The organism is Polynucleobacter sp. es-MAR-4, assembly GCF_018882055.1.
Lineage (GTDB): Bacteria > Pseudomonadota > Gammaproteobacteria > Burkholderiales > Burkholderiaceae > Polynucleobacter.
The window spans coordinates 157,175-181,349 of record NZ_JACVPF010000001.1; the positions used below are offsets into that span (position 1 = coordinate 157,175).

General features: G+C 44.3%; 28 protein-coding genes and 2 tRNA genes. 19 read left to right on the plus strand and 11 right to left on the minus strand.

Going from position 1 to position 24,175, the window contains the following annotated elements; translation table 11 throughout:
• Positions 1–62: 62 nt before the first annotated feature.
• Entirely contained in the window at positions 63–893 is an 831-nt protein-coding gene (locus ICN16_RS00720) for a hypothetical protein (protein ID WP_216133154.1), read from the minus strand.
• A gap of 349 nt (positions 894–1,242) precedes the next feature.
• Between ICN16_RS00720 and ICN16_RS00725 the strand changes: the two genes are divergently transcribed.
• The 4 genes from ICN16_RS00725 (at position 1,243) to ICN16_RS00740 (ending at position 5,544) form a co-directional block, all read left to right on the plus strand.
• Positions 1,243–1,740, plus strand: a complete 498-nt coding sequence (locus tag ICN16_RS00725) for an arsenate reductase ArsC (protein ID WP_216133155.1) — start codon at positions 1,243–1,245, stop codon at positions 1,738–1,740.
• A gap of 122 nt (positions 1,741–1,862) precedes the next feature.
• Positions 1,863–3,614 (plus strand): alkaline phosphatase, encoded by a 1,752-nt coding sequence (locus ICN16_RS00730; protein ID WP_216133156.1) that lies wholly within the window; start codon positions 1,863–1,865, stop codon positions 3,612–3,614.
• Positions 3,615–3,628: 14 nt separating this feature from the next.
• A complete protein-coding gene (locus ICN16_RS00735) occupies positions 3,629–4,345 on the plus strand; it encodes an MgtC/SapB family protein (RefSeq protein ID WP_216133157.1) in 717 nt (238 codons plus the stop codon).
• Between the two features lie 194 nt (positions 4,346–4,539).
• Positions 4,540–5,544 (plus strand): alpha/beta fold hydrolase, encoded by a 1,005-nt coding sequence (locus tag ICN16_RS00740; RefSeq protein WP_216133158.1) that lies wholly within the window; start codon positions 4,540–4,542, stop codon positions 5,542–5,544.
• On the opposite strand, the gene ICN16_RS00745 is transcribed toward ICN16_RS00740, so the two are convergent.
• Positions 5,528–6,547, minus strand: a complete 1,020-nt coding sequence (locus tag ICN16_RS00745) for a hypothetical protein (RefSeq protein WP_216133159.1) — start codon at positions 6,545–6,547, stop codon at positions 5,528–5,530. The genes ICN16_RS00740 and ICN16_RS00745 overlap by 17 nt on opposite strands.
• Positions 6,522–6,941 (minus strand): hypothetical protein, encoded by a 420-nt coding sequence (locus tag ICN16_RS00750; protein WP_216133160.1) that lies wholly within the window; start codon positions 6,939–6,941, stop codon positions 6,522–6,524. Before ICN16_RS00750 ends, ICN16_RS00745 begins: the two co-directional genes overlap by 26 nt.
• A 149-nt stretch (positions 6,942–7,090) precedes the next feature.
• Here ICN16_RS00750 and ICN16_RS09900 point away from each other — a divergent pair, with 149 nt between their 5' ends.
• Entirely contained in the window at positions 7,091–7,303 is a 213-nt protein-coding gene (locus ICN16_RS09900; RefSeq protein WP_304608897.1) for a GDCCVxC domain-containing (seleno)protein, read from the plus strand.
• Positions 7,304–7,429: 126 nt separating this feature from the next.
• On the plus strand, positions 7,430–8,941 hold the full coding sequence (gene ppx / locus ICN16_RS00755; protein WP_216135537.1) for an exopolyphosphatase: 1,512 nt from the start codon (positions 7,430–7,432) through the stop codon (positions 8,939–8,941).
• 3 nt (positions 8,942–8,944) lie between these two features.
• On the opposite strand, the gene ICN16_RS00760 is transcribed toward ppx, so the two are convergent.
• Genes ICN16_RS00760 through ICN16_RS00775 form a run of 4 tightly spaced genes read right to left on the minus strand, consistent with a single transcriptional unit; the run spans position 8,945 to position 12,173 of the window.
• The gene (locus tag ICN16_RS00760; RefSeq protein WP_255533546.1) at positions 8,945–9,883 is read right to left on the minus strand and encodes a GNAT family N-acetyltransferase; all 939 of its coding nucleotides are present in this window, start codon (positions 9,881–9,883) and stop codon (positions 8,945–8,947) included.
• Between the two features lie 41 nt (positions 9,884–9,924).
• Positions 9,925–10,329: a diacylglycerol kinase gene (locus ICN16_RS00765; RefSeq protein WP_216133161.1), complete on the minus strand. Its 405-nt coding sequence runs from the start codon at positions 10,327–10,329 to the stop codon at positions 9,925–9,927.
• A 9-nt stretch (positions 10,330–10,338) separates the two neighbouring features.
• Positions 10,339–11,367: a glycosyltransferase family 1 protein gene (locus ICN16_RS00770; RefSeq protein ID WP_216133162.1), complete on the minus strand. Its 1,029-nt coding sequence runs from the start codon at positions 11,365–11,367 to the stop codon at positions 10,339–10,341.
• Complete coding sequence (locus tag ICN16_RS00775) at positions 11,364–12,173, minus strand: UDP-2,3-diacylglucosamine diphosphatase (protein ID WP_216133163.1); 810 nt, start codon at positions 12,171–12,173, stop codon at positions 11,364–11,366. Before ICN16_RS00775 ends, ICN16_RS00770 begins: the two co-directional genes overlap by 4 nt.
• A gap of 85 nt (positions 12,174–12,258) precedes the next feature.
• Here ICN16_RS00775 and ICN16_RS00780 point away from each other — a divergent pair, with 85 nt between their 5' ends.
• From ICN16_RS00780 to ICN16_RS00800, 5 genes are all read left to right on the plus strand, one after another.
• Positions 12,259–13,035 carry a 1-acyl-sn-glycerol-3-phosphate acyltransferase gene (locus ICN16_RS00780; protein ID WP_216133164.1) on the plus strand — a complete coding sequence of 259 codons (777 nt, stop codon included), beginning with the start codon at positions 12,259–12,261 and terminating at the stop codon, positions 13,033–13,035.
• Between the two features lie 65 nt (positions 13,036–13,100).
• Positions 13,101–14,006 carry a polyphosphate kinase 2 gene (gene ppk2 / locus ICN16_RS00785; RefSeq protein ID WP_216133165.1) on the plus strand — a complete coding sequence of 302 codons (906 nt, stop codon included), beginning with the start codon at positions 13,101–13,103 and terminating at the stop codon, positions 14,004–14,006.
• Positions 14,007–14,284: 278 nt separating this feature from the next.
• Positions 14,285–14,884 carry a hypothetical protein gene (locus ICN16_RS00790; protein ID WP_216133166.1) on the plus strand — a complete coding sequence of 200 codons (600 nt, stop codon included), beginning with the start codon at positions 14,285–14,287 and terminating at the stop codon, positions 14,882–14,884.
• Positions 14,881–15,453 (plus strand): chromate transporter, encoded by a 573-nt coding sequence (locus ICN16_RS00795; protein ID WP_216133167.1) that lies wholly within the window; start codon positions 14,881–14,883, stop codon positions 15,451–15,453. The genes ICN16_RS00790 and ICN16_RS00795 overlap by 4 nt, the downstream gene beginning before the upstream one ends.
• The gene (locus ICN16_RS00800; protein WP_216133168.1) at positions 15,450–15,977 is read left to right on the plus strand and encodes a chromate transporter; all 528 of its coding nucleotides are present in this window, start codon (positions 15,450–15,452) and stop codon (positions 15,975–15,977) included. The genes ICN16_RS00795 and ICN16_RS00800 overlap by 4 nt, the downstream gene beginning before the upstream one ends.
• 8 nt (positions 15,978–15,985) lie before the next feature.
• Here the strand turns inward: ICN16_RS00800 and ICN16_RS00805 are convergent, their stop codons facing one another.
• Positions 15,986–18,088, minus strand: coding sequence for a TonB-dependent receptor (locus ICN16_RS00805; RefSeq protein ID WP_216133169.1), 2,103 nt, complete (start codon positions 18,086–18,088; stop codon positions 15,986–15,988).
• Between the two features lie 254 nt (positions 18,089–18,342).
• On the opposite strand from ICN16_RS00805, the gene ICN16_RS09830 reads away from it, so the two are divergent.
• The 4 genes from ICN16_RS09830 to ICN16_RS00820 all read left to right on the plus strand — a co-directional run bounded on the left by ICN16_RS09830 (position 18,343) and on the right by ICN16_RS00820 (position 19,652).
• On the plus strand, positions 18,343–18,468 hold the full coding sequence (locus ICN16_RS09830; protein ID WP_255533547.1) for a hypothetical protein: 126 nt from the start codon (positions 18,343–18,345) through the stop codon (positions 18,466–18,468).
• A gap of 135 nt (positions 18,469–18,603) precedes the next feature.
• A tRNA-Pro gene (locus ICN16_RS00810) sits at positions 18,604–18,680 on the plus strand.
• A 38-nt stretch (positions 18,681–18,718) separates the two neighbouring features.
• A tRNA-Arg gene (locus tag ICN16_RS00815) sits at positions 18,719–18,795 on the plus strand.
• A gap of 89 nt (positions 18,796–18,884) precedes the next feature.
• Complete coding sequence (locus ICN16_RS00820) at positions 18,885–19,652, plus strand: sulfite exporter TauE/SafE family protein (RefSeq protein WP_216133170.1); 768 nt, start codon at positions 18,885–18,887, stop codon at positions 19,650–19,652.
• 178 nt (positions 19,653–19,830) lie between these two features.
• On the opposite strand, the gene pcaC is transcribed toward ICN16_RS00820, so the two are convergent.
• Positions 19,831–20,208, minus strand: a complete 378-nt coding sequence (gene pcaC, locus ICN16_RS00825) for a 4-carboxymuconolactone decarboxylase (protein ID WP_216133171.1) — start codon at positions 20,206–20,208, stop codon at positions 19,831–19,833.
• Between the two features lie 86 nt (positions 20,209–20,294).
• Here pcaC and ICN16_RS00830 point away from each other — a divergent pair, with 86 nt between their 5' ends.
• From ICN16_RS00830 to ICN16_RS00840, 3 genes are all read left to right on the plus strand, one after another.
• Positions 20,295–20,666 (plus strand): hypothetical protein, encoded by a 372-nt coding sequence (locus tag ICN16_RS00830; RefSeq protein ID WP_216133172.1) that lies wholly within the window; start codon positions 20,295–20,297, stop codon positions 20,664–20,666.
• A 92-nt stretch (positions 20,667–20,758) separates the two neighbouring features.
• Positions 20,759–21,445, plus strand: a complete 687-nt coding sequence (locus tag ICN16_RS00835) for a DUF3313 domain-containing protein (protein WP_216133173.1) — start codon at positions 20,759–20,761, stop codon at positions 21,443–21,445.
• Positions 21,446–21,454: 9 nt separating this feature from the next.
• On the plus strand, positions 21,455–21,718 hold the full coding sequence (locus tag ICN16_RS00840) for a hypothetical protein (protein ID WP_216133174.1): 264 nt from the start codon (positions 21,455–21,457) through the stop codon (positions 21,716–21,718).
• Position 21,719: 1 nt separating this feature from the next.
• Here the strand turns inward: ICN16_RS00840 and ppk2 (ICN16_RS00845) are convergent, their stop codons facing one another.
• Both ppk2 (ICN16_RS00845) and ICN16_RS00850 read right to left on the minus strand, forming a co-directional pair.
• Entirely contained in the window at positions 21,720–22,493 is a 774-nt protein-coding gene (gene ppk2 / locus ICN16_RS00845) for a polyphosphate kinase 2 (protein WP_370625591.1), read from the minus strand.
• A gap of 27 nt (positions 22,494–22,520) precedes the next feature.
• The gene (locus ICN16_RS00850) at positions 22,521–22,811 is read right to left on the minus strand and encodes a serine/threonine protein kinase (protein WP_216133175.1); all 291 of its coding nucleotides are present in this window, start codon (positions 22,809–22,811) and stop codon (positions 22,521–22,523) included.
• A 145-nt stretch (positions 22,812–22,956) separates the two neighbouring features.
• On the opposite strand from ICN16_RS00850, the gene ICN16_RS00855 reads away from it, so the two are divergent.
• The gene (locus ICN16_RS00855) at positions 22,957–24,159 is read left to right on the plus strand and encodes an MFS transporter (protein ID WP_216133176.1); all 1,203 of its coding nucleotides are present in this window, start codon (positions 22,957–22,959) and stop codon (positions 24,157–24,159) included.
• Positions 24,160–24,175 lie beyond the last annotated feature (16 nt).

Genomic DNA, 24,175 nt, shown 5'->3' on the forward strand with positions numbered 1-24,175 from the left:
ATTATTTGGCATGACACAAGGGTGGCCTATCGCAATCGGAATATTGCACACCGTCTGGGTAGCTAAAAGCGCCATGTGAATCCGATCTCAGAGCGGGAGGCATTGATACCTGAATTGCTCGCAATGATTCCCATGTTTGCAGCGCTTTTCATATAGGAGATGCCGATATCAAGACTGTCACTTGCCGATATGATGGCCGCAACCAGTGCATAGTTGCTTAGATATTGTTCTGTAATTGGAGGGTTGGTAGTTAGACCGATGTCCAGTGCCAGCCGCAGCTTATTGGTTACCCTCCAAACAGGCGCCATTGAGAAGAACCATATATTGGTTCTATTCTCCGTTACACCAGTACCAATCTGGTAATTGGTGTTGTAGAGAGACTTGCTATACGTTGCATTTAAATGCACTTCCAACAAATCCCAGTAATGTGAAGCAATCAGATTGACGCCATAATTTGGTAGCGCGAGATCTAATCCAGCAACTTGTTGCTGTGGAGATCCGGGCAGAGTGATGCTGGGTTTAATTGCGAAGCCCCACTGATCATTCTCAGCAAAGCGCCATTTCAGAGCTACTACCTTATTGGATATGGGTGAGAAGCTCCCCCTTGGGGAGGCAAAGTAGGTGGCGCCAAAAGACAGCTCAAGATTGTCTGCAACTCCGCGAGTGTAGGTGAATGGGAAAGCCTTGGCGCCTTGCCCGCCGAAATATTCTTCTCCAGGTGTAATGATGTCCACGGTACTAGCCGATCCGCCACCATGTGAAGCAGTAGTAAAAAAATACTGCTCAATTTGATTTAAATCCTTAGGTACAGTACCTGCATCATCTGTATTTAGCGGCTCAAATGCCTTACAAGCCAACGGAATCAGCAGTAGAAGAAGGGCAATCGGTCGCATCTAACTTGAATGCCTAAAGCTTAAACTTTAATTGCGGAATATTACAAATCAATGTCACCAATATCCGATTGCCTGGTTTATTCGCTCGGTAATTGCAATGAATCTGAAATATTTCCTTCGTAATATGAAGTCTTAATTATTTGCCGGGGGAATATCATGAATAATCAAGGTGATATCAATTTATCCACTCTATTTCGACGTCAACTTGATGCACGTTCACAGGGTGGCATAAATATCAAACAGGAATTGGTTAATCAAAAATATGAAAAGACGGATCACCGTGCCAGCACATTTCTAATTGACCGGAGGTATGTTTTAAATCTAGATGAGCTTATCTAGCTATTGATTCATGGACAATCAATACAATATCCTCTTTCTTTGCAATGGAAACTCTGCGCGATCAATTATTGCAGAGGCATTGACCACCACACTAAGTCATGGGCGATTTACGGGGTATTCTGCAGGAGCTAAGCCCAGTGGGGAAGTTCACCCAATTGCCTTGGAAATAGCTAAGTCCATGGGGTATCCTATTCAACTTCTGAGAAGTAAAAGCTGGGATGAATTTGGTCGTGAAGGAGCCCCAAGGATGGACTTCATCATCACATTATGTGACTCAGCCATAGCCGAAGAGTGCCCCTATTGGTCGGGACACCCCTCAACAGCCCACTGGGGATTCCCTGATCCAGCCAATTCCAATATTGGTGATGATGAAAAAATACGCCATACCTTTACGCAGGTCGAGCTTGGTCTACGTAATCGAATCGAGCTACTCATTGATTTGCCGATTGAAAGCCTGAATAAATTACAAATTCAAGATCAACTTCATCGTATTCATTATCACAATTAACTCAAATTACCCTATATTGCTCTCAAGGCAAGGTTTTGAGCTTTAAAAAATGGATGATGTCATAACAATGACATCAAAAAAAGTAATTATGTTTGATTGATTTTCACTATCAGAAATTGCTTATGTTTGCTATCAGAATTGCTTATCCAGTTTTATTTATTGCTCTTCTACTTCAGGCAATTTGGGTTGAGGCGGCGTCTATTTATCCGATTAATAAGGCTTCTATTCTTGCCGGCTCAAAATTTGATATCAAAATTGAACTGGATCAAGAGTATAGGTTGGAAGATTTGGACGTCCAGCTCAATAATGCACCTATCAAAGCACAAATCAAGTCACAGCCAGTATTCATTTCAAATGAAGTGGGTAAAGGAAGCTCCCTAATTTATCGAGACATTCAGCTTGCCAAGCCTGGTCAATACACTCTCATTGCCAAGGCAGGTCAGGAAAACATCCAGGTGAACTGGGATGTCTACATGAGCGGCCCTCGGAAAGTAAAAAATATCATCCTCTTTATTGGTGATGGAATGACGATTGCGAATCGTACATCTGCGCGCGTTCTATCTAAAGGAATTGATGAAGGTAAATATCAGGGTAAGCTGTCATTTGATGATATGCCCAATATGGCCTTAATTGGAACCTCAGGATCTGATTCATTGATTACCGATTCTGCAAACTCAATGAGTGCTTACACAACCGGTCACAAGACTGCGGTGAATGCCATGGGGGTTTATGTTTCACGTTCTACGGATAACTTCTCTCATCCAAAAGTAGAGACCATCTCTGAGTTAATTAAGCGCAAGACCCAAATGTCAGTTGGGATTGTCTCTGATGCAGAATTACAGGATGCGACTCCAGGCGCCATGGTAGCCCACACCAGAAGAAGAGCTGACAAGGCATACATTGCCGATCAATTATTTGCTAGTGGAGCAGAGGTTATTTTAGGAGGGGGCTCTGCTTATTTTTACCCCCAGTCTACTAAGGTATCAAAACGAAAGGATGATAAAAATCTTGTAGCCCAATTTGAAGGTTCGGGATATTCAATCGCCTTAACCAAACAGGAATTACTGGCAGCAGCTAATGCCAAAGAGACTCGAAAGCTATTTGGGGTATTTCATCCAGACAATATGGATGGATCTTTAGATCGGTTTTTCTTAAAGAAAAATACTGTCGCGCAATACCCTGATCAGCCTGATCTAACGGAGATGACACAAGCAGCGATTAATGTTCTATCTAAAAACCCGAACGGCTTTTTCTTGATGGTCGAGGCCGCTTTGATTGATAAGTTTAATCACCCACTAGACTGGGAGCGGGCTGCTTTTGACACTATTATGCTGAGTAATGCTGTACAAATTGCTAAAGACTTTGCTCAGAAAAATCCTGATACTTTAATCATCGTTACTCCTGATCATACCCATAGCGGCTCAATTAGCGGTGTTGTGAATGATGCTAAACCTGGACCCCTGAGGGAAAAAGTGGGGGTATATGCGGATGCTGGCTACCCTAACTATCCTAAAGCCAACGTGGCAGGATACCCAAATCAAATTGATGTGAGTAAACGCCTTGCATTCTTTTATGGGAACTATCCTGATCACTATGAAACACTTCATCCGAAACTAGACGGGACATTTAAGCCAGCGATAAAAGATGGGTCTGATAAATATGTCACCAATCCTAAATATATCGAGCTACAAGAGGATGCTATTCATATGCCGGGCAACTTACCTTCACATCAAGGAATGGGTGTTCATACGGCTGATGATGCGGTGCTAAATGCCATGGGCCCTGGTTCAGAAAAATTCCTCGGATTCATGGATAACACAGAGGTTTTCAAAGTCATGGTTCAAACCCTAGGTTTGGGTCATCTCAAGCCTTAGCCGCTAACCTATCTATGGAATCCTTAAACAATATCAATCTCATATCCCTTGCAGATACTGCAGTCAGCCTTACCGCAGCATTTATTTTTGGTGGGGCTATTGGATTGGAGCGTCAATTTCGGCAAAGAACTGCAGGTCTTAGAACAAATGTATTGGTAGCCCTTGGAGCGGCTATTTTTGTTGATGCAGCCAATCGTTTGGGTGGTCATGATGGTGCTGTGCACGTGATTGCTTATGTTGTGTCGGGAATTGGATTTTTGGGTGCTGGCGTAATCATGCGCGAAGAAGGTAATGTTCGAGGGATCAATACCGCAGCTACTTTATGGGGTTCTGGAGCAGTCGGTGCGCTCGCTGGAGCTGATTTAATACTTGAAGCAGGACTTGCAGCGTGCTTTGTACTTGCCGCCAATACTTTATTGCGCCCAATCGTCAGCATCATTAATCAGCAACCACTTGATACCAAGTTTGTTGAGGTTACGAATTCAGTCTGCATCATTATTTCAAAGACTGATCAAAAACGGGCTTTAAAGCAATTTATTCAGATATTGGAGGCGGCAGGATATCAAACTCAGGATGTAGAGGTACATCAGTTTGGTAACGATGACGTAGAGATCCAGGCTGTACTCACGGCAACTGCAGTTGAGGGGGAGAAGATGGATGCCTTGATTGCGGATCTGTCTTGTTTGGATTATGTGCATCAAGCATTTTGGAGCCCGAGCACTACTGATTGATGCCCATTAGCAACTTAAAACTACTAAATTCGATATTGGCGTGATGATAGATTAAACAATAATTTCTCTTTGTATATCTTTCACTCCATCAATATTGTGCCTTCTCATTTGCATATTTTCGTTCGGTACGAACAGCCTTTCAATTTCATTGGGGGTCAAACTCTATAGGTAAAGGTAATGTATTTAATCAATATATGAATTTAATATTTAATATATTCCGCCGATTAAGCTTTAATCGTATTGATCAAAAAATTGTTGCGGCTCTTGAAAAGAGTGGAAATGTCAACTCATCGAAAATTTCTTTGGATGTCATGGGCCCGATCTCTGATGTTGATTCTCAAGAAGGGGTGCCTCAATCAAATATCGGATCTAATGTAACGCCCCCTGAAAATCGGTATCTCAACATTACAGATGGCGCTGTCAATCGAAAACTAGCCTACACCATTTCGGGAAATTTGCAGGCGACAAAAGTTTTGCTTTGTCTCCCCGGGCTCCTCGAAACTAGGGGATCATTTCTGAATCTGCACACCTATTTCTTAAATTTTAGTGATTGCAAGGTTATTAGTGTGGATTTGCCTGGAAGAGGTGATTCTGAGTCGATTGCCGAGTCTGATAACTATAAAATGTCACTTTATTTATCCGATATCAAGTACTTAATGAAGGTAATCCTGGACAACAGTCCAGCAACTAGTACCTTTACAGTTTTGGGAACAAGCATGGGTGGCGTTCTAGCTATGTATTTAACCCAAACCTTTGGTAAGAAAATTTCTGAAATTATCCTCAACGACATCGCTTTAACAGTCAACTGGACGGCCTTATATTCCTTATACAAGTCTATGAAGAATGAAATTGGCTTCAAAGAAATAAAGGATCTGGCGCAAGATTTAAGGGTAGATGCAAAGGCAATAACCGATGTACAGTTACCAGGCCATTTTGATCTAAGTTATAAAGCAGATGTTTGGGGCATGAACTTTCATGAGGCAATGGACGACTATAGAGGGCGTGTAGCATTGATTTACGGCTCTGATTCAAAGATTTGTACAAGACAACGGGTAAGCTCTGCAAAGGTCTCCTTACCAGCTTTAATTACATTTGAGGTTAAGGGTGCGGGTCATCCCGTGCCATTTACGCATGAGGTATGTGAGTTTATTCAACTTCAAATGAAGCTCAAGCAGGTTGTTGCTAGTAATTTTCTCTGATAACAATCGGCCTGAAGCTAAAGGGTTGCTCTTGGGCGGGATTTACCTGAACTTCAACTGCTTGCACTTGATCGGCTCCCATTACTTGAAGTCGTAAGACATTTTCCAGCACCTTTTTATGATTCTTGTTAAACAGGGGTTGATCAATTTTAAGTCGATGACTATCACCATGAATCAATAAGACGGGCTTCTTAAAAATCTCCGACCTCGATATTAAGATTTCTAATGTATCTCGGTAGCCACTATCGCTATTCGTTAATTGACTTGGCTTATAAAACATATCAGCTTGATAGGCAAAGATGATGCCGTTTATATTTTTTTGGCTTGCTAAATTAAATGCTTGATCGATCCATGCTAAGTTGGCTCGATTTCTATCTTGATATTCTTCGATGGCTGACTTAGCGCCTTCATTATTATTGTTCGACCCTGGTATGTGTAGGCTGACAAATAAGAAATTATTTTTTATCCAGTACGAGTTTTCTACAAATTTCAAATTGATTGGATCAATATCGGATTGTCTTTGCAAGGAAATAGGTTTGCCGCCTAAACTGAGATTAGAGTTAAAAAATTCCGTTCTTAAGGTCTCAAGTCTCTCCAAAGGATCGTATGCACCTGCCAAGGGTCCATGGCAATCAGTCCATTCGTTGTCACCAGGGCTATAGATTAGCGCGTCTTTAAAACTTGAGAAATATTGTTTTATGGTTTTATTGTGCGCATCGCTACAAAGACTTGAGCCAGACTTAGTATCGCCAACAAAAATACTGAAACTGGGTTTTAGCTGATTGATTTCAGTTACCAAAGTTTCAAAGCGCTGGAAATCCTTTGGTGGTGAGTAAGGCATGTCACCTAGGGCGACAAACTTAAAGGTCTGACTTATAGCTCCTGTAGAAAAGCCTAGTGTGGCGATAGTGAGAAAAAATACCATGAAGCGCATGGCTTTAAATTTAAATTTAATTGAGAATAATCCGCCTGAGTCTCTATTTATATTGCTGCGGTTCATCATGAATTTCTTTAATCTCTAACTCGCCAAAGATGTATGTATTTTCTCCCATCCCCTTCCAGCCTAGATCTTGAAAGACATGTGCGTATTCTCCGGAATACTTTTTTGATTTGCCATAGAAAATGTCTGCAAGCTCATCTTGCTCGTCTTCATCAATAGTCTCAGAAAAGTAGATTACCTTTTCCCCGTTATAAGTCTTGCTAATCTCCGCTCCCGGAATATCGGAAATACAAATTCCCACTTGAGCTTGATATCGCGTCATGAACCGTGGCTTTGTGGGAGTGATGATGGAACCCAGTTTCCAAACAGTCCCACATTTAATTTCTTTGTTCTGTTTTTTAAAGATAGATCTTTGGACCAGGGAGCCCATTTCAAGAGGGATAATTTGATAAAGCATCCCATATCTCCTGAGGTGAATTTAAGCTTGCATAATGCGCTTAAAGTATGACAGTTCAGTGAAGATAAGAGGACTTGATCAAAGCTTAGATGAGGTGGTGTTTGGTGTATGAGGCTTTGTCTGTCTTCATTTTGTAATAGTCACAGCTCATGATCCAAGCTGTGAACCTACTACATACAACCATTACCTGTCCCAATTGCCGTGGACAAGAAACCCTAGAGGTTTCGCAAGGCTATTCTCAGCACTTATATCGCTGTCCAAGTTGCAGCACCATTTTGAGGCCTAGATCAGGGGATTGCTGCATCTTCTGCAGCTTCGGAAGCCAAGATTGTTCCAGCGCTGAGCAAAATTTAGCTGCCTAAGCCACTTCCCCAGTAGACTGAGGTCTAGTTTCACGAATATGTCATCAGAGTTTAATAAAATAGACATATTCAAGTTAACCCGTTTCTATTGGAAATGCTGTGCCCTTAAATCTACATCAATCTGCAATGAATGCAACTGAGCTCGTCGCTGCAGTCGACCTTGGCTCTAATAGCTTTCGTATGCTGGTGGCCCAAGTCGTTAAGACGCCTTCGGGGACTCAGCTTCGTCCGATTGATACACTGCGTGAGTCTGTCCGCCTTGCTGCTGGATTAACTGACAACAAACTATTGGGTAATGATGCCTATCAGCGTGGGATTGCTTCAATTCGGCGCTTTGGTGAGCGCATTCGAGGGTTTGATCCTGCTAATGTGCGCGCTGTCGCCACCAACACCCTTCGAGTGGCTAAGAATGCCTCTCACTTCATCAAAGAGGCCGAGGAGGCCCTAGGTTTCCCCATTGAAGTTATCGCAGGTGTAGAAGAAGCGCGTTTGATCTATATTGGTGCCGCTCATGAAGTCCCGGTGGTACAGGGTAATCGTCTGGTAGTTGATATTGGTGGGGGCTCTACCGAACTGATTATTGGCAAAGGTTACGAACCCAGGCTGATGGAAAGTCTTTATATCGGGTGCGTCTCTCATAGCCTGAGATTTTTTCCTAAGGGAAATATAGATTCTCATGCGTTTAAAGAGGCAGAGTTGGCTGCAAGACGCGAGATTCAGGTTATTTCTGAGGCATATCTAAAGACTGGCTGGAAGCAAGTTATTGGTTCTTCGGGGACTGCTCGCGCTTTGGCGGAGCTCATTGCAGAAAATAACTTCAATGGCCAAGTGGACGGCCCAGATGGTTTGATTACTCGCGATGGCTTAAGGGCCATGAAAAAGCATCTGCTTAAATATGATCACATCAGTAAGGTTGAATTACAAGGTCTTAAGGATGATCGACGTGCCGTCTGGCCCGGTGGACTTGCGATCATGATCGCTATTTTTGATGAACTCGGTATTGAGTCCATGGAGGTCACAGACGCCGCTTTGAGAATCGGCGTCCTTTATGACTTATTGGGCCGCTCTCAACATGAGGATATGCGCTTCGTTACAGTTGAGCAATTCATGCAACGTTATGCCGTAGATCGTGAGCAGGCTAAACGGGTTGGTAATTTAGCAGCTGAGTTCTTATCTCAACTGCCCAAGCCAGATGGAGAAAGTAGAGCGGATAATATTGCTTTATTACAATGGGCTGCCAATCTTCATGAAATTGGCTTGTCGATTTCTCATAACGGTTATCACAAGCATTCGGCCTATATTGCCGGTAATGCAGATATGCCCGGTTTCTCAAAAAATGATCAAGCTAGATTAGCTGCTTTACTCATTGGCCACGCTGGGAAGCTGGGGAAGTTAGCGAATAACGCCTCCTTCACTGATTGGCGCATGCTTTTTTGTATGCGGCTAGCACAAGTGCTATGCCGTGGGCGTAGTGATGTCAATTTACCCAAGGTGAAGGTCTCAGAGCACAATGGAGATTATCTAGTGAGCCTTTCCAAAGAATGGGCTAAAGAACATCCGTTAACTGAATTTAGTCTTCAAAAGGAAGCGGCCGAGTGGGAGCGTATCGGCCGACCTTACAGCATTAGCTTGAAGTAATTCTTACAGCCCCAAAAAGTGCTTTGCGTAGCGTGGGTTTATCTCTGAAAGACGCAACATCGTTAGTACATCAGCGGTATTGAAATCAGGATCCCAGGCTGGTGCGCTACAAATCTTCGCGCCTAATTTTAGATAGCCCTTAATTAAAGGTGGCGGTTCCACCTCCAAGCCTCCATTAAGGCGATCTAGGGGTAATGGCAGACGAGGAAAAGCATGGTTCTCGACTGGAGCCATTTGATCATTACTCAAAGAGTTGTAGAGGCTGGCCGCGAAGTGACCGCCATCAGCCATTGGGATGCTTGCACAGCCGAGCATGATTTCATATTCATGCTTTTGCATGTACTGAGCCAATCCACTCCATAAAGCCATGATGACTGCACCAGAGCGATAGTCTGCGTGTACACAGGATCTACCAAGCTCTACCATTTTTGGGCGTAAATGATTTAAGCGTGAAAGATCAAACTCAGAATCAGAGTAAAGGCGACCAATTTCGCTAGCCTTGTGCGGAGGTAGAACGCGATAGGTGCCCACTACCTTTAGAGTCTCTTGGTCCCGAATTAATAGGTGATCACAATAGGCATCAAATTCATCAATATCGAGGTTTTCTGCATTTTTAGGTAGATTGGCGCCCATTTCTTCTGCAAATACCTTGTAGCGAAGACGTTGCGCTTCTTTGATCTCACTAGCATTGCTTGCCCAGGTAATTTGGAAGGCAGGGCGCTTTGGTTTTGCAATTGCCTTGTCAATAACAACGGGTTCAATTGCCATCAATTCAGTACGTGTTCGTAACGCAAACTTTTTACCAAATAGCTTCTTGGCTAATTTTTTAGAAAACAGCTTTTTAATTGCTTCAGCTTTATTTTTCTTTAATTTCTTTGGCTTACTATCAAATCGTGAATTGAAGATATCAAATGCACCTAATGGGTTTGGAATATCAGACATAGTTTTCCTTTATTAATTCTTCCAATAGTAGGGATGCTCTATTACCAATTTGTGACAATTGGTATGCAGATCGTGAGCCAAAGTAGTGCTGAAATGAGTAGTGCAAGCATGACAGCTGCTGACCCAAAATCCTTAGCCCTCTTTGAGAGATCATGGTGATCAAATGAAATCCGGTCGATGGCTGCTTCCACGCTGGAATTAAGTAGTTCAACTACTAAGACCATGATGAGTGAAGCAATGAGAGCACATTTTTCAAGAGGGCTAATAGGTAAAAAAAGTCCAACAGGGGTCAGTACAACAAGTAAAAATAATTCCTGTCTAAAGGCACTTTCCTCTTGAAAGGCATAAACGATCCCGCACCAAGAGTTCTTCGCTGCATGCCAAGCTCTAGTTAGCCCCCGATTTCCCTTGTGGGGGTTTTGATTGATGTTGTAAGGAGTGGTCACGGTACAGTCTTAAGCAAGGGCAGTGACATGAACTTCGGGTGATGGCACCGGCTTAAGGTGGTTCGCAAATTGCTCGGATGCTGCCCTCCACGAGAATTTCTCTGCATGAGCCCTGGCTACTTCACGTGGAATCTTGAGAGCCTGTAGGCAAGCAACGCGCAAATCCTCATTCATGGCGCCTGCCGGGGAATTACCCAATACATCAATTGGTCCAGTTACTGGGTAGGCGGCTACAGGAGTTCCACAAGCCATTGCCTCTAGCAATACCAGCCCAAATGTATCTGTTTTGCTTGGGAACACAAATACATCGGCAGCCGCATACACTTTGGCTAATTCATGTTGCTGCAGGACGCCGAGATAGTTAATGTTGGGATATTTTTCTTTGATGCCAGCCATCGCTGGGCCATCACCAACTACCCATTTGGATCCAGGAAGATCTATTTCCAAGAAGGCGTTAATATTTTTTTCAACCGCGACTCTACCAACATACAAAAAGATCGGATGAGCGCTATTGAGTGCTTTGGAATCTTGCATTTTGAAGATATCCAAATCCACGCCCCGTGACCACAGTACTACGTTGTTGAGGCCATATTTCTCCAAATCATCCTTAACCACAATCGTAGGCGCCATGACTGCCATTGATGGGCCGTGGAACCAGCGGATAAAGGCATAGGTAATGGCAAGTGGAATTCCGGTACGTGCTTTGACATACTCCGGAAAGCGGGTGTGATACGCAGTGGAGAAGGGCAGGCCATTCTTAACGGCATATGAGCGGGCGGATAGACCTAATGGACCCTCTGTTGCAATGTGCATTGCATCGGGTGCAAATGCTTTGATTCTGCGGGCAACTTCTTTCCCGGGGAATAATGACAGTGCAATATCTGGATAGGTCGGGCAGGGAATGGATTTAAAGCCATTTGGGGTAATCATTTCGACCTCATGACCCATGCCAATTAATTCAGCCCTCGTTTGCTTAAGCGTTCTCACGACGCCATTCACTTGGGGGTCCCATGCATCGGTGATGATCATAATTTTCATGCGATAGCCTCTTTAATCAGAACTTGAACAGCTGGTTGGTGAGTAATTTCTGTTGCGACAACTGGATCGCCTTTGATGTGCGTCCAGTAAATAATTTTGAGCTCGCCTTCAGTCGTCTCCACCAGAGCAGAGAGGCTTTCAACCCAATCGCCATCGTTGCAATAGAGGAGTCCGTCGATCTCACGAATTTCTGCTTTATGAATATGGCCGCATACAACGCCATCGCAGTCACGTAAACGCGCCTCTCTAGCCATAATGTGTTCAAAGTCAGCGATATAACTCACTGCATTTTTGACTTGATGCTTTAAATACTGTGAGAGTGACCAATATTGCAGACCCATCTTGACCCGCAACATATTGAAGTAACGATTAATGTAAAGAATGAAGGAGTACATTGAGTCGCCAACATAGGCCAGCCACTTAGCGTATTGCATTACGCCATCAAATAGGTCACCGTGGGTTACCCAAAGCTTTCTTCCGTCAAGCGTGGTGTGAATGACCTCTTCTTGAACTTGGATATCACCAAAAGACATGCCAAAGTACTGACGAGCAGCTTCGTCATGATTGCCTGGGATATAAATGACTTCCGCACCTTTGCGAGCCTTGCGTAGTAGCTTTTGCACGACATCGTTATGGGATTGTGGCCAGTAGAAAGATCTTTTTAGCTTCCAGCCATCGATAATGTCGCCAACTAAGTAGAACTTATCAGCCTCATTATGTTTTAGAAAATCGAGGAGGTAGTTAGCCTGACACCCTGAAGTTCCCAGGTGCACATCTGAAATCCAAATCGCTCTGTAATGCGTCATGAGTAAACATTAAGCCGACTGATTGTGAAGGCCTCATGACACTTTTGCGACAGTTTGATGACTTGATTTATATTTGAGCTTGCTTATGAAAGATGCATACTCAAATCCTCAAGTAAAGGAGCTCTCAAAGCTCATGCGTATCTTGGTCTGGTCTCAGATTTGGGTGCATGTCATTTGCGGTATCTGCACGATATCTTTCATCTTCCCTTTTCTAGATCGCAATAGTAAAGATCAAAAAATACAGATATGGTCTCGCCGTCTCCTGAAGATATTTAATATCGAGTTGGTGGTTGAGGGTGCCGGCTTGCTCCCCAATGGCGCATATCTAATTGCCTCCAATCACATCTCATGGCTAGATATTCACGTGATCAATGCATTCAAGCCTATTCGCTTCGTAGCTAAGTCTGAGGTGAGAACTTGGCCCATTTTTGGTTGGATGGCAGAGCAATTAGGCACCGTGTTTATCAGGAGGGATAGTGCTCGCCATGCTAGAGAGGTGGTTGACCAAATGGCAGCAGTGCTTAAGACGGAGTCAATTTGCATCTTTCCTGAGGGTACTTCAACCTTAGGCATTGAAGTCTTACCCTTCAAGCCCAATTTATTTGAGTCGGCGATTGTTGCCCGGGTGCCAGTTTTCCCGCTTGCCCTTCAATATCTTTCTAGATCAACAGGGGTTAGAAATGAGGCACCTGCCTTCATTGGGGATATGGGCCTATTAGAGTCTATGTCCAATGTCATTAAAAGTGGCTCCCTGGTAGCCAAAATCCAGATCCTGTCTTCATATCCTCAATCTGCGAATAGCTCGCCTGATCGTAAGCAATTGGCCAACTATTGCCATGATTTGATTGCTAAACGACTTTAAAGGGGGTTTGTAACAAAAGTGTCATATCCTTGGGATACAAAGGAATCAATGCATCAGGAATAGATATGACCTCAAAACACAAAGATATGGCTGAGTGGTACAAGCGCGCTCAGGAAGAAATTTTAGACAGTATGGATGAAGAGCTCGAAATGGAGCTTGATGATGACCGGCTATCCCCGGACGGTGGAAGTGGCTCCATCATTCCTCGCAATGTCTATTTTAAAGAATTATTTCGCCTTCAAGGTGAATTGGTAAAACTCCAAGATTGGGTAGTTGAAAATAAGCTGAAGGTAGCTGTCTTGTTTGAGGGTCGAGATTCTGCTGGTAAGGGTGGTGCTATTAAGCGAATCACTCAACGTCTTAATCCACGAGTTTGTAAAGTGGTCGCACTGACAGCCCCAAGTGAGCGTGAAAAAACGCAGTGGTACTTTCAGCGCTATGTATCCAACCTGCCTGCTGGTGGCGAGATCGTCTTATTTGACCGCAGCTGGTACAACCGCGCCGGTGTTGAAAAAGTAATGGGCTTTTGTACTGATGATGAGTACGAGGAATTTCTTCGTACGGTACCCGAGTTTGAGCGCATGATCATCCGCTCGGGAGTCATCTTGATAAAGTACTGGTTCTCTATTTCCGATGATGAGCAGTATGACAGATTCATGATGCGTATTCATGACCCCTTAAAGCAGTGGAAGCTAAGTCCAATGGACTTGGATGCTCGCCGTCACTGGGAAGCCTACACCAAGGCAAAAGAGACCATGCTGGAGCGCACAAATATTCCTGAGGCGCCGTGGTGGATCGTTGCGGCAAATGATAAGAAAAAAGCGCGACTTAATTGCATCGCGCATTTGCTAAATCAAATCCCTTATCAAGAAATTGAGCATCCAGAAATTACTCTTCCTGCACGTGTCCACAATCCAGACTACCTTCGTGGCCCAGTCCCCAAAGATATGTACGTTCCAGAGATCTACTGATTTGCGCTAGAAAGTGTTAACCTCTTTTCAATCATTGAGAGGTTAACCATATGAAGTCAGATGCTTTAATTACAAATCGGGAGTTTAAGCTCCTCATTAAGCCAAAGGGCTTAGATCGTCGTAGCCGAATTACTGCTTTAAGCGATCAGATTCTGAAATTCTGCAAGAAGAGTAAGGTTGAGTTTTTTCACCTCGACAATGCCAGCACCGGCCTGCGCAATATTTACTTCTACGATACGCCTTCAGAGGATTTTCGTCGCAATAACATTATTTTGCGAGTGCGGGAATCCCGTCAAAATGTTTGGGTTGATGATTTTTGTGAAGTGACTCTCAAGTGCCGCGCACATGACCTCAGTGAATCATCAAAATTTGACCCCAAACCAAAAAAGAATATTAAATCTAGGTTGCGATTAAAAGAGGAGATTTTGCGCGGAGATGGTATTGGAACGAAAAGATCAATTTATTCGAATAATGCAATTTTGGATGCTATTCCGATTGATAGCTTGTTTGACAGGTCGTTAAGTAGTGCCATGAAATTCTTCCCAGGCTTAATTACTCTACCAATCGATAAAAAGCTACCGCTACGTATTGTCGGAGGAAGCACCAATAAAATCTTAGAGGCCTGCCTACCTTTAGGCAATTTAGTTTTTGGCGATGGAGTGCAGGCTCATTGCGACATTGCGATTTGGATGAAGAGTGTGGGGGATCCTATAGTTGGGGAGCTTGCTTTTTCTTATCGGGTAAACGATGAGAATCGTGCTCAAGCAAAAGCCCACAAACGCGCTGATAAGTTTTTCAAAAAACTGCAAATTGAACTTGCTGATTGGCTGGAGATTGGTAGCACTAAAACAGCTTTAATTTATGGAAAGCCGGAGTGAGTCTGGCCTCCGATAGTGCTATTGCTAAAGCCCAGTTTCCAAGGCTGAGCGATTTATTTGTTCAATTTCTGGTGATTGGGGCAGTTAGCTTTGGCGGTGGAATTATTGCCTATGAACGTATTTTGCTGGTTGAGAAGCGTAAATGGTTATCCCCGGATGAGTTCATGGCTTACTTGGCTATTAGTCAAACCATGCCTGGGCTCAATTCAGTCAATCTGGCGGTCCTAGCAGGTGATCACCTTCGTGGGGCTATAGGCGCTATTGTTGCTACTATTGGCTTGATCCTGCCAGGCAGCATATTCGTATTAGCCATGGGGGTTCTTTATGCCAATGCCGCTGATCATCCCATGGCAAATTTAGTCTTAGTGGGAATTGCCGCGGCTGCAAGTGGACTTTTGGCCGCAATAACCTACCGGATCGGTGATGGCAATTGGCGACATCTAAAGTCAGTGTTAGTTATTGTCGCCACTTTTGCTTTAATGAGTATTGCAAAATTGTCGCTGCCTATCGTATTACTCATCATGGCACCAATTTCGATATATCTGTATCGACCAGGTAAGGGCGCATGAGTCTATTAATTCATCTTGCTCTAAGTTTTGCGCTACTCTCATTGTTAGCTGTGGGAGGTGGAACTGCTGTGTTACCAGAGATGCAATCTTTGCTATCTCACCAATTTGGCATAGACCATACTCAATTTGTTCATATTTATAGCTTTGGCCAGCTAGCGCCTGGCCCAAATATGCTGATGGTGTTGGTTATTGGCTATCAGTTGGCTGGCCTGATTGGCGCTGGCGTAGTTTTGCTCTCCTTCTTTTTGCCGTCGAGCATTCTCTGTTTTTACATTGGCCGATTGTGGAATAAATTTGGTGAAAGCCCTTGGCGCAGAACTGTTCAAAATGCATTGGAGCCAATTTCAATTGGTTTAATGACATCCGGAGTTTTTGCTGTGGGTAAGGCGTCGATCATTAGTCCGCTAACCCTGGTTCTTAGCTTGGCTACTTTTTTCCTCATCCTTAGAACCAAGGTTAATCCGGTGTGGATTATTCTCGGTTCTGGAGGATTTGGAGCATTGCTGATGAAGTATTTGAACTAGCTAAAAACTTAGAAGGTTCCTCGTAGGCCCACCATCAAACTTCTTCCTGGTTGGGGTGCATATAGCCTGACTGCCATCGGAGTAGTTGCATACCGAATTTGCTCGTTGAGCAAGTTCTTTAGATTCATATACACAGTCCAATTCACATCCTTAATTTTTTCTGTGTAAGAGATCCCTGCATTTAAGAGGTTGTAACTTGGCGCTGGACCTTGCTCCCAAGCCGCTAATTTATTTTGTTGATAGCTATAAATATAAGTTGCGTTAGTCAGCCAACCATTTCGTTGGTGAGCAAGTTCTGCGCCTAAGCGTGGAGCCGGTTGAAGCGGTAAGTTTCCGCCTGCATCAAAAGTACCCTGAGAGGCATCCCCAAATACACGCCCACCAACGCCATGTTGCCTCCAGTTATAGGTAAGCTCACCTTCAACACCCTTGATGGTAGCTGCCGCTTGTTGTGCAACTACCACTGAAAAGTCTTCCGCATCGGGAACGGATTCACCCGTGTAATATCCATAGATATAGTTATTAAAGCGGTTCGCATAGACACTCGCTTTTCCACGCAATAAGCCGCTCGTCTTTTGAATATTGAACTCGAGGTTATGCGAAGTTTCTTTATTCAGATTGGGGTTGCCGATATCAAATGTAGCGGTGGATTCATGAGCGCCATAAGAGTAGAGTTCCTGAGCGCTTGGAGCGCGCTGCGAGACCGTATACGCAATGCCTGCGCCATGACCCTGCATGAAGTTCCACAAACCACCAGCAGAATAAGACGCTAAATTAAATGTTCGATCTTGCAAGGTGATGCTGGGTGTGGGCCCAACAATATCGCCAGCAGAGTTCGCCATCTCTTGACCTTCTAGCTGTGTGCCAAGATTGGGTTTTTGCGCAACATTGTTGTAACGTAGCCCCAGATTTCCTTGGAGAGAATTCCACTTACCTTCTTCAATCCAGAATAGGGCATTGGAATTGGTTTTGGTAGGCGGAACAATTGCGTAACTACCTGTGCCAATTTCAGTGGCATTGAGAGAAGCTGCGGAGACTTGAGCTCCGAAAGTACCTTTCCAGCCAGCTAATGGGTTGTGGGCAAGCTCAAAGCGCGCCTCATTAGCTATGTTCTTCCATAAAGATGCTGCTTCACCGGTGTTGGTAAATTCAGTATGGTTGTAGTTGGAATTCGCCGCACTAAATTTAAAAGAAGAGAGGCCTGAAAATGGATCGCGAGTTTGGTGTTGCAGGTCATAGCGATTCTGCGACTGATTAATGGATCCGCCTTCAGGCGTTGGGATGCCGTAATTATTATTTAAGCGCTCAACAGAAACGCCGGTGTAACCGTTCTGACCAATATAAGAAACACCAACACCTAAATTATTTTGATTGCTAAAAGTATTAGGTAACTTCCCGGTGTAGTTATTGCCTCCATTACCGCCAGGAGGCACAGTCCAGCCACCAGCTGGCTCACCTTGAGATTGCGTAGAGTTACCTGGGATGGTGTAGTCATTGGCATTATTAATCGCTGTATCTACGTGAACCGCAACAGAGCCAAAAGCGCCATCTACTTCTAGGGCTCCAGCTCTACCGTTATTGACGGTTTCATAGCTTGTATTAACAGCCCCTGTGGGTCTATCGGGCAAGTTGGTAAGGATGCGATCATTGACCACGTTGACGAGTCCGCCGCTTGAGCCTGACCCATATAGAAGGGCGGCTGCGCCGCGCAAGATCTCGACTTGATGGGTATTTTGCATATTGTTACCAACCGCATGATCTTGTGAGATGTTGGAGACATCACCAACAGATAAACCATTCTGCAAAATCTGAACACGTGAGCCTTCCAGACCACGAATTACTGGACGCGATGATCCTGCGCCATAACCCGTTGCGGATACGCCTAGCTCATTAGCCAGTGTTGCACCCAATGTTGTGCCTAGCTTGTTTAATAGCTCATCACCTTGCAAAATCTTGGTCGGCGTCAAAATGCTTTGCGTTGCTTCTTGTGATCCGGTTGCCGTAATTTCGAGAGACGGCTGAGTTTGCGCAAGAGCGGTAGTACTAATGAATCCTAAGACTAAAACGTAAATCAGCTTGTGCTTAGCCAATGGCTTATCGATTTGATACATAGTATTTCCTTCATTCCAAATGCGCGCAATATGTTTATTGGCGCAATATATCTAGAGGCCAAACAATTTAGTCTGGCGTATTAGGCGATTTATAGAATGAAGCTAGGTGGGGCTCTGGATTGATACAGCCCAATATGCGTTCGGGCTGGAGGAGATTCATTGGATACCAGTTGTGCTTCATGAAAGAAGTTGGTGCCAATAAATAGGTTAGGTGTTGAGGCAACGAAACCTGCAAGCGTGAGTGCGTCTAGTAGATGACAGCTTGCGCTGCTATGACCGAGGGTAGGGGCTTGATCTACGCAACTCAGTTCGATGTTTTGGTGGTGTATTCCGGAGTGAGCAATGCTGTGCGCAAAGCCAATCCAGTGTGTACCTATTAAGCTGGCAAGCAAAAAGCTCAGGGCGATCCATCCCCGGAATTGCTTGTTCAATCTGCTTAAAAATAAGGCTTCCATGCCCCGAATCTTACAGTATTTGCCCTCCTAGGCCATCTCGGTGTAGAATATCGATTCCGTCGGAGTGTAGCGCAGCCTGGTAGCGCACCTGCTTTGGGAGCAGGGGGTCCAAGGTTCGAATCCTTGTACTCCGACCACTTTCTCTTTGTTTTACGAATTTCAGTCCCAGTACACACTGCCTATAGCTCAGCTGGATAGAGCAACGCCCTTCTAAGGCGTAGGTCGCACGTTCGAATCGTGCTGGGCAGGCCACCTTACTCAGGTGCTGACCACTCCAATTAATCACTCACATCGCATTAGTTAAGAGTAGACTCTGGTTCATCAAATAGATTAGGCGTTTAATGCCAATAGAGCTTTTCCTAGCCATCGGTGCTGGGTTAATTTGTGGCTTCCTGAATACAGTGGCCTCAAGCGGTTCAGCAGTAACTCTTCCTTTATTAATTTTTATGGGTTTTGCCCCATCTATGGCAAACGCAACCAATCGTGTTCCAGTTGTGATTGGGGCGCTAATTGCATCAATCACGTTTTTGCGGGCCGGCATCATTGATTGGAAGTTGGCATTGAAAGTGCTTACCCCAACAGCTGTTGGTAGTATTGCGGGCGCAGCGCTTGCTGAATATATGCCTGAAAATGATGTAAAGCTCCTCATTACTATCGCCGTGCTATGCGCATTTCTGTTAATTTTTTCTGGTCTGAAGAGGGTGATTGAAAAGGAGTTTGAGGAGGGTGTGCGGTTCAGGTATTTTGAGTTTTTTATTTTGATGGCAGTAGGTTTTTGGTTGGGTCTGATTGTCCTGGATGGTGCAACTTATATGTTGTTGGCTTTAATTGCATTCATCCATCTCCCTTTAGTAAAAGCAAATGCTTATAAGAATTTAGCAATCCTAATAACCTCAATGATTGCTTTGGTCTCATTTTCAATCAAGGGTGAGGTAAATTGGGAGGTTGGTGGTGTTATGGCGCTTGGCAGTATCGTGGGGGCATTCCTGGGTGCGAAGCTATCATTGAATCCCTTGGCTAAGGTTTGGACGTTCCGCTTCTTGGTAGCAATTATCTTGTTGGAGCTAATACACTTGGGCATCCAGTATTACCACGAGTTTATTTCTTAGGTATAACTCCAATTCTATTTTTATTGAAGTTAGCCCTTTTGGCATAGAGCATCGGATGACCTTGAGTAAATAGCTAAACCAAGTCAGCCAATTGGTAATTCTTGGTCCAGCAATTTATATCCAACTTGAGTTCGATAACTTTTTCATTAGCATTTACATGCTCAAGCTATGAATTCGATCAAATTCCCATCTCTTTGAATACTTCCTTGGCGCAACGAAAGCTATCAATTGCCGCAGGCACTCCGCAGTAAATCGCAGCCTGCAAAAATACCTCTTGAATATCTTCTTTGCTCAGTCCATTGTTGATGGCGCCTCGGACATGAAGCTTGAGTTCATGTGGGCGATTTAAAGCGGTGATCATGGACAGGTTGATGATGCTTCTGGTTCTGCGGTCTAGGCCAGGGCGGTTCCAAATTCCATTCCAACAATATTCGGTTACCAATTCCTGCATCGGCATATTGAATGCATCAGCATTTTTGATGGCGTTATCAACATACTCAGCCCCCAGTACTTCTCGACGTGTTTTTAAGCCTTTTTCAAATGCTTCCTGATTCATATTGAGCTCCTATGGTGATGTTGTATTCGATGGATTCCATATATTGCCACTATTCATGCTCTGCTGTTTAGCCTAGAATAGTTTGCATGAAAATGAACCATCTCTTGAATGTCCTAGCTCTATCTTCTGCCGTGTCCTTGATGAGTGCCTGTACCGTTGATAAGCTTGAGGCAAGACTGCAGGCTGACCCCCAATGCAAGTCGGTCACGAATCCCAAAACTGGAGCTTTGATGCCATGTCCTGGCACGGATAAGGAGTTCTATAAATCTATCCCCGCTCTAAATACAACTTCACCAAAAGTGAGTCCAGTCACAGAGGGGCAGTTGGCTACAGTAACGGCAACGTCGGCACCAACACCAATCACAATACCAACGCCAAAAACTACTGTTGCACCAGTTGGGTGCAAGCCACAACTTCACCAAAAGTCAGGTAGCTTGATGCCTTGCCCAGCTCCATAGGTTGGGATTGAAGTGCACTCTGCAATGAGCGTATGATCTGATAAAAATAGCTCAAGAGCTAACACAAATCAATTCACTCACTGGATCTAAAAATGAATAAATTAGGCGCATTGGTAGCAGCAATTTCTGTAGCTACTTTATTGGCTGCTTGTAGCAATACTCCTAAATTAGCAAGCCAGCCAATGCCAAAGTCTGGCTTCTTGCCTGATTACTCTGTTCTGGTCCCGATGGCTACCAATGACCCGGATACTCGCATTTGGCGATATCGTAAGGCAGGTGTAAATCCCGGTACATACACAGCGGTAATTTTGGATCCAATTTATTTGAATCAAAATGCAACTAAAACAATTTCTCCGGAAGTAATTAACCAAGCTAAAGTGGCGTTGCAGGATTCAATGGTCAATGCGGTGAATAGTCGCGGTAGCATCAAGATTGTTAGTAAGCCAGGCCCTGGCGTAGCTCGTATCTCCGTTGGTATTACTGGCGCAGAGAGTTCTACTGATAGCTTGCAGCCATGGAATTTCACGCCGATTGGTTTGGCAATGAATGCAGCTGCTTATGCTGGTGGCGTGAACTCCAAAACTCCTGCTATGTTAGTAGAGAGTAAGATTACTGACAGCCAAACTAAAGAAGTGATTGGTGAAGGCTTGGTAACAATTCAGGGTGAATCTTTCCGCACTGGTGGTGGCTCAGTTGAATCTTTTGTAGCTATGGCTAAGAAGGTGGTTAAGGTAGCGATGGAAACTTCTGCCGACCCAAGAGCCACTGCTGCTAAATAAGAATCCTTTATGAGAGTTTTTATTTCTGGTTTAGGCCTCATCGGCGCGGCAGCATTCATGCTTGCAGCAACTCCCGTGCGCGCTGATGACGCCTCACGCAATAAAGAAATTCAAGAACGCTTTGCGAAATGCGATGTCAATCGAGATGGCAAGCTAACTCGCGATGAGGCTAAAGGTTGCATGCCTCGGATCTATGATCATTTCAGCAGGATTGATGCACAGGGTAAGGGGTATGTCACTGTTGCTGAGATCGAAAAGATGGCAGATCGCTAATTTATTTGGAAAGTTTCGGTAGCTTTTTAGAATTCGTAGGACACCCCAGGACAATATTAGGGTCGATCTTGAGGATTTTCTTATCCTTATTTGGATAATCGACGCGTGACAATAGGTCAGCAATTAGATTGAGATGCGCAATTTTTTTGTCGTTTGCGCTAATGACAGTCCACGGTGCATCTGATGAGCTAGTTTGCTCAAGCATTTTATCTCTGGCCTTAGAGTACGCATTCCACATCTTCTGCGCCTTCTGGTCAATAGGACTAATCTTCCACTGCTTCAAAGGATCTTTTTCTCGTTCTTTAAGTCTTTTGGCTTGCTCTTCCTTGGAGATATCTAGGTAGTACTTGATTATTTGAATATTGGATCTTACAAGTAGAGACTCGAAGTCATTTACTGTTGCCATGAACAATTTGTATTGATCATCAGTGCAAAAGCCCATGACTTTTTCAACGCCGGCCCGGTTGTACCAACTGCGATTAAAAAGGACAGTTTCACCAGTTGATGGGAGTTGCGCAACATAGCGCTGAAAGTACCACTCGCGCTCTTCAAGCGAGGAGGGGGCGGCTAGCGCAACTACTTTCGTATCTCTAGGGCTTAAATTTTCAGTAACGCTTTTAATACTTCCATCTTTGCCCGCAGCATCACGCCCTTCAAAGATAACTAAGAGACGTTTACCTTTTTGAATAATGTGGCGCTGTAGTTTGACCAATTCAATCTGAAGTAGTCGTAAGTCTGCCTCGTAAGTATCTTCGGAAATCAGTGATTTACTCACGGGCAGCCTTTAGGAATCACTCAATGATTATTGAGTATTTGTTGCAGGAGTAACTTTTTTAGCCGGAGCTCTTTTTACAGCCGCCTTTTTTGCAGGGGCCTTTTTAGCAACAACTTTCTTTGCCGGTGCTTTCTTCGCTGCTACTTTTTTAGCTGGAGTTTTTTTCGCAGCAGCTTTTTTTGCGGGTACTTTTTTAGCTGGAGTCTTTTTCTCTAGCTTATCCAATGCTTTTGCCAACTTGTCGATTAACTTCTCTCTTTCAGCTTCGAGCTTGTCTAGTTTTTTCAACAATTGCTTAACTATTTTTTTCTGACTCATGATGTATTCCTTTAAAGAGAGTGCTTGTTGTTTAATTCATGTAATCGGCTGATGCCTACCTCTCGATCCTACGTTCTATTGAGTTCACTTTCAAGCGATTGTGACAGTCGAAGCCATATTTAATTTGGTGCTACATTGAGACGGTATGTTCAAGACTTTATTTTCTCTTCCGCGAACTGTATGGCTGATTGGCCTGATTAGTTTTGTGAATGATGCGGCAAGTGACATGCTTTATCCCTTGATGCCGCTATATCTTGCAACTGTGCTAATGGCAGGGCCAAAAGCGCTCGGTCTGATTGAGGGGGTCGCCGAGGCTAGCTCCAGCATCTTTAAATTGGTTTCGGGTGTGATTGTGGACCGCACTAAAAAAACCAAGCCTTGGATTGTGATTGGATATTTGTTGGCTGGTTTGGGTAGACCTTTAGTTGCTATTGCCAGCTCTTGGACTTGGGTGCTCTGTATTCGTTTTGCCGATCGATTGGGTAAGGGTTTAAGGACCTCCCCACGTGATGCCCTATTAGCTGATACTGTCCCACCAAATCAACGTGGGCTAACGTTTGGCTTGCATCGATCGATGGATAATGCGGGTGCGGTATTAGGCCCACTAATTGCAGCTTTTTTGCTTTCCATCCACATTCCATTGCGAGATATTTTTCTTTGGGCCACCATTCCTGGTGTCATCACTGTTGGCTTAGCTCTATGTCTGAGGGAGTCGCCTAGAGAAAGGGTGATTGTGCAGCCATTCTCATGGTCGCTGGAAGGCTTGTCGCCGCAATTTAAACGCTACATTTTGGTTGCTGGAATTTTTGCTCTAGCCAATTCATCTGATATGTTCCTATTACTCAGGGCTAGAGAGCTGGGCGTCCCTCAAGAGCAGATTCCTCTGCTTTGGGCTGCCATCTCCTTAATCACTACTGTTTTTGGAACGCCGCTATCAGCGCTATCAGACAGATTTAGTCGCAAGAACTTTATCCTGATTGCTTGGTGTGCTTTTGCCTTTTTCTACATCGCCATGAGTTTTGCTGGAATCTCTTTGTGGATGCTCTTTGGCCTATTTGCTATCTATGGATTATTTAAGGCTGCGACTGAAGGTGTCGAGAAGGCGCTAGTAGCCGACCTTGCTCCCAGGGGCATGACAGGCACTGCTTTTGGTTGGTTCAATCTGATTTCTGGTTTGATGTTATTGCCAGCATCTCTGATATTTGGCTGGCTTTATGAATCATTTAACCCCAGTTATGCATTTTTGTTCTCTGGCTCATGTGCCGGCTTCGCCTTTTTATTGCTGGCTTTTTGGGTTTTCAAATCCCCAGAAACACAAAACCCCAGACAGTTACCTCATCTGGGGTGATTGGGTGCCTATGGGC

What these genes read in the sequence shown, in the direction of transcription:
- ICN16_RS00805 (WP_216133169.1), bottom strand. Translation starts at nt 18,088, where the DNA reads ATGTATCAAATCGATAAGCCATTGGCTAAGCACAAGCTGATTTACGTT.
- ICN16_RS00820 (WP_216133170.1), top strand. Translation starts at nt 18,885, where the DNA reads ATGCCAATAGAGCTTTTCCTAGCCATCGGTGCTGGGTTAATTTGTGGC.
- ICN16_RS00745 (WP_216133159.1), bottom strand. Translation starts at nt 6,547, where the DNA reads ATGATGAACCGCAGCAATATAAATAGAGACTCAGGCGGATTATTCTCA.
- ICN16_RS00770 (WP_216133162.1), bottom strand. Translation starts at nt 11,367, where the DNA reads ATGAAAATTATGATCATCACCGATGCATGGGACCCCCAAGTGAATGGC.
- ICN16_RS00800 (WP_216133168.1), top strand. Translation starts at nt 15,450, where the DNA reads ATGAGTCTATTAATTCATCTTGCTCTAAGTTTTGCGCTACTCTCATTG.
- ICN16_RS00735 (WP_216133157.1), top strand. Translation starts at nt 3,629, where the DNA reads ATGGAATCCTTAAACAATATCAATCTCATATCCCTTGCAGATACTGCA.
- ICN16_RS00780 (WP_216133164.1), top strand. Translation starts at nt 12,259, where the DNA reads ATGAAAGATGCATACTCAAATCCTCAAGTAAAGGAGCTCTCAAAGCTC.
- ICN16_RS00840 (WP_216133174.1), top strand. Translation starts at nt 21,455, where the DNA reads ATGAGAGTTTTTATTTCTGGTTTAGGCCTCATCGGCGCGGCAGCATTC.
- ICN16_RS00720 (WP_216133154.1), bottom strand. Translation starts at nt 893, where the DNA reads ATGCGACCGATTGCCCTTCTTCTACTGCTGATTCCGTTGGCTTGTAAG.
- ICN16_RS00855 (WP_216133176.1), top strand. Translation starts at nt 22,957, where the DNA reads ATGTTCAAGACTTTATTTTCTCTTCCGCGAACTGTATGGCTGATTGGC.
- ICN16_RS00775 (WP_216133163.1), bottom strand. Translation starts at nt 12,173, where the DNA reads ATGACGCATTACAGAGCGATTTGGATTTCAGATGTGCACCTGGGAACT.
- ICN16_RS00835 (WP_216133173.1), top strand. Translation starts at nt 20,759, where the DNA reads ATGAATAAATTAGGCGCATTGGTAGCAGCAATTTCTGTAGCTACTTTA.
- ICN16_RS00725 (WP_216133155.1), top strand. Translation starts at nt 1,243, where the DNA reads ATGGACAATCAATACAATATCCTCTTTCTTTGCAATGGAAACTCTGCG.
- ppx (WP_216135537.1), top strand. Translation starts at nt 7,430, where the DNA reads ATGAATGCAACTGAGCTCGTCGCTGCAGTCGACCTTGGCTCTAATAGC.
- ICN16_RS00750 (WP_216133160.1), bottom strand. Translation starts at nt 6,941, where the DNA reads ATGCTTTATCAAATTATCCCTCTTGAAATGGGCTCCCTGGTCCAAAGA.
- ICN16_RS00730 (WP_216133156.1), top strand. Translation starts at nt 1,863, where the DNA reads ATGTTTGCTATCAGAATTGCTTATCCAGTTTTATTTATTGCTCTTCTA.
- ICN16_RS00830 (WP_216133172.1), top strand. Translation starts at nt 20,295, where the DNA reads ATGAAAATGAACCATCTCTTGAATGTCCTAGCTCTATCTTCTGCCGTG.
- ICN16_RS00850 (WP_216133175.1), bottom strand. Translation starts at nt 22,811, where the DNA reads ATGAGTCAGAAAAAAATAGTTAAGCAATTGTTGAAAAAACTAGACAAG.
- ICN16_RS00740 (WP_216133158.1), top strand. Translation starts at nt 4,540, where the DNA reads ATGAATTTAATATTTAATATATTCCGCCGATTAAGCTTTAATCGTATT.
- ICN16_RS09900 (WP_304608897.1), top strand. Translation starts at nt 7,091, where the DNA reads ATGATCCAAGCTGTGAACCTACTACATACAACCATTACCTGTCCCAAT.
- ICN16_RS00760 (WP_255533546.1), bottom strand. Translation starts at nt 9,883, where the DNA reads ATGTCTGATATTCCAAACCCATTAGGTGCATTTGATATCTTCAATTCA.
- pcaC (WP_216133171.1), bottom strand. Translation starts at nt 20,208, where the DNA reads ATGAATCAGGAAGCATTTGAAAAAGGCTTAAAAACACGTCGAGAAGTA.
- ppk2 (WP_216133165.1), top strand. Translation starts at nt 13,101, where the DNA reads ATGACCTCAAAACACAAAGATATGGCTGAGTGGTACAAGCGCGCTCAG.
- ICN16_RS09830 (WP_255533547.1), top strand. Translation starts at nt 18,343, where the DNA reads ATGACAGCTTGCGCTGCTATGACCGAGGGTAGGGGCTTGATCTACGCA.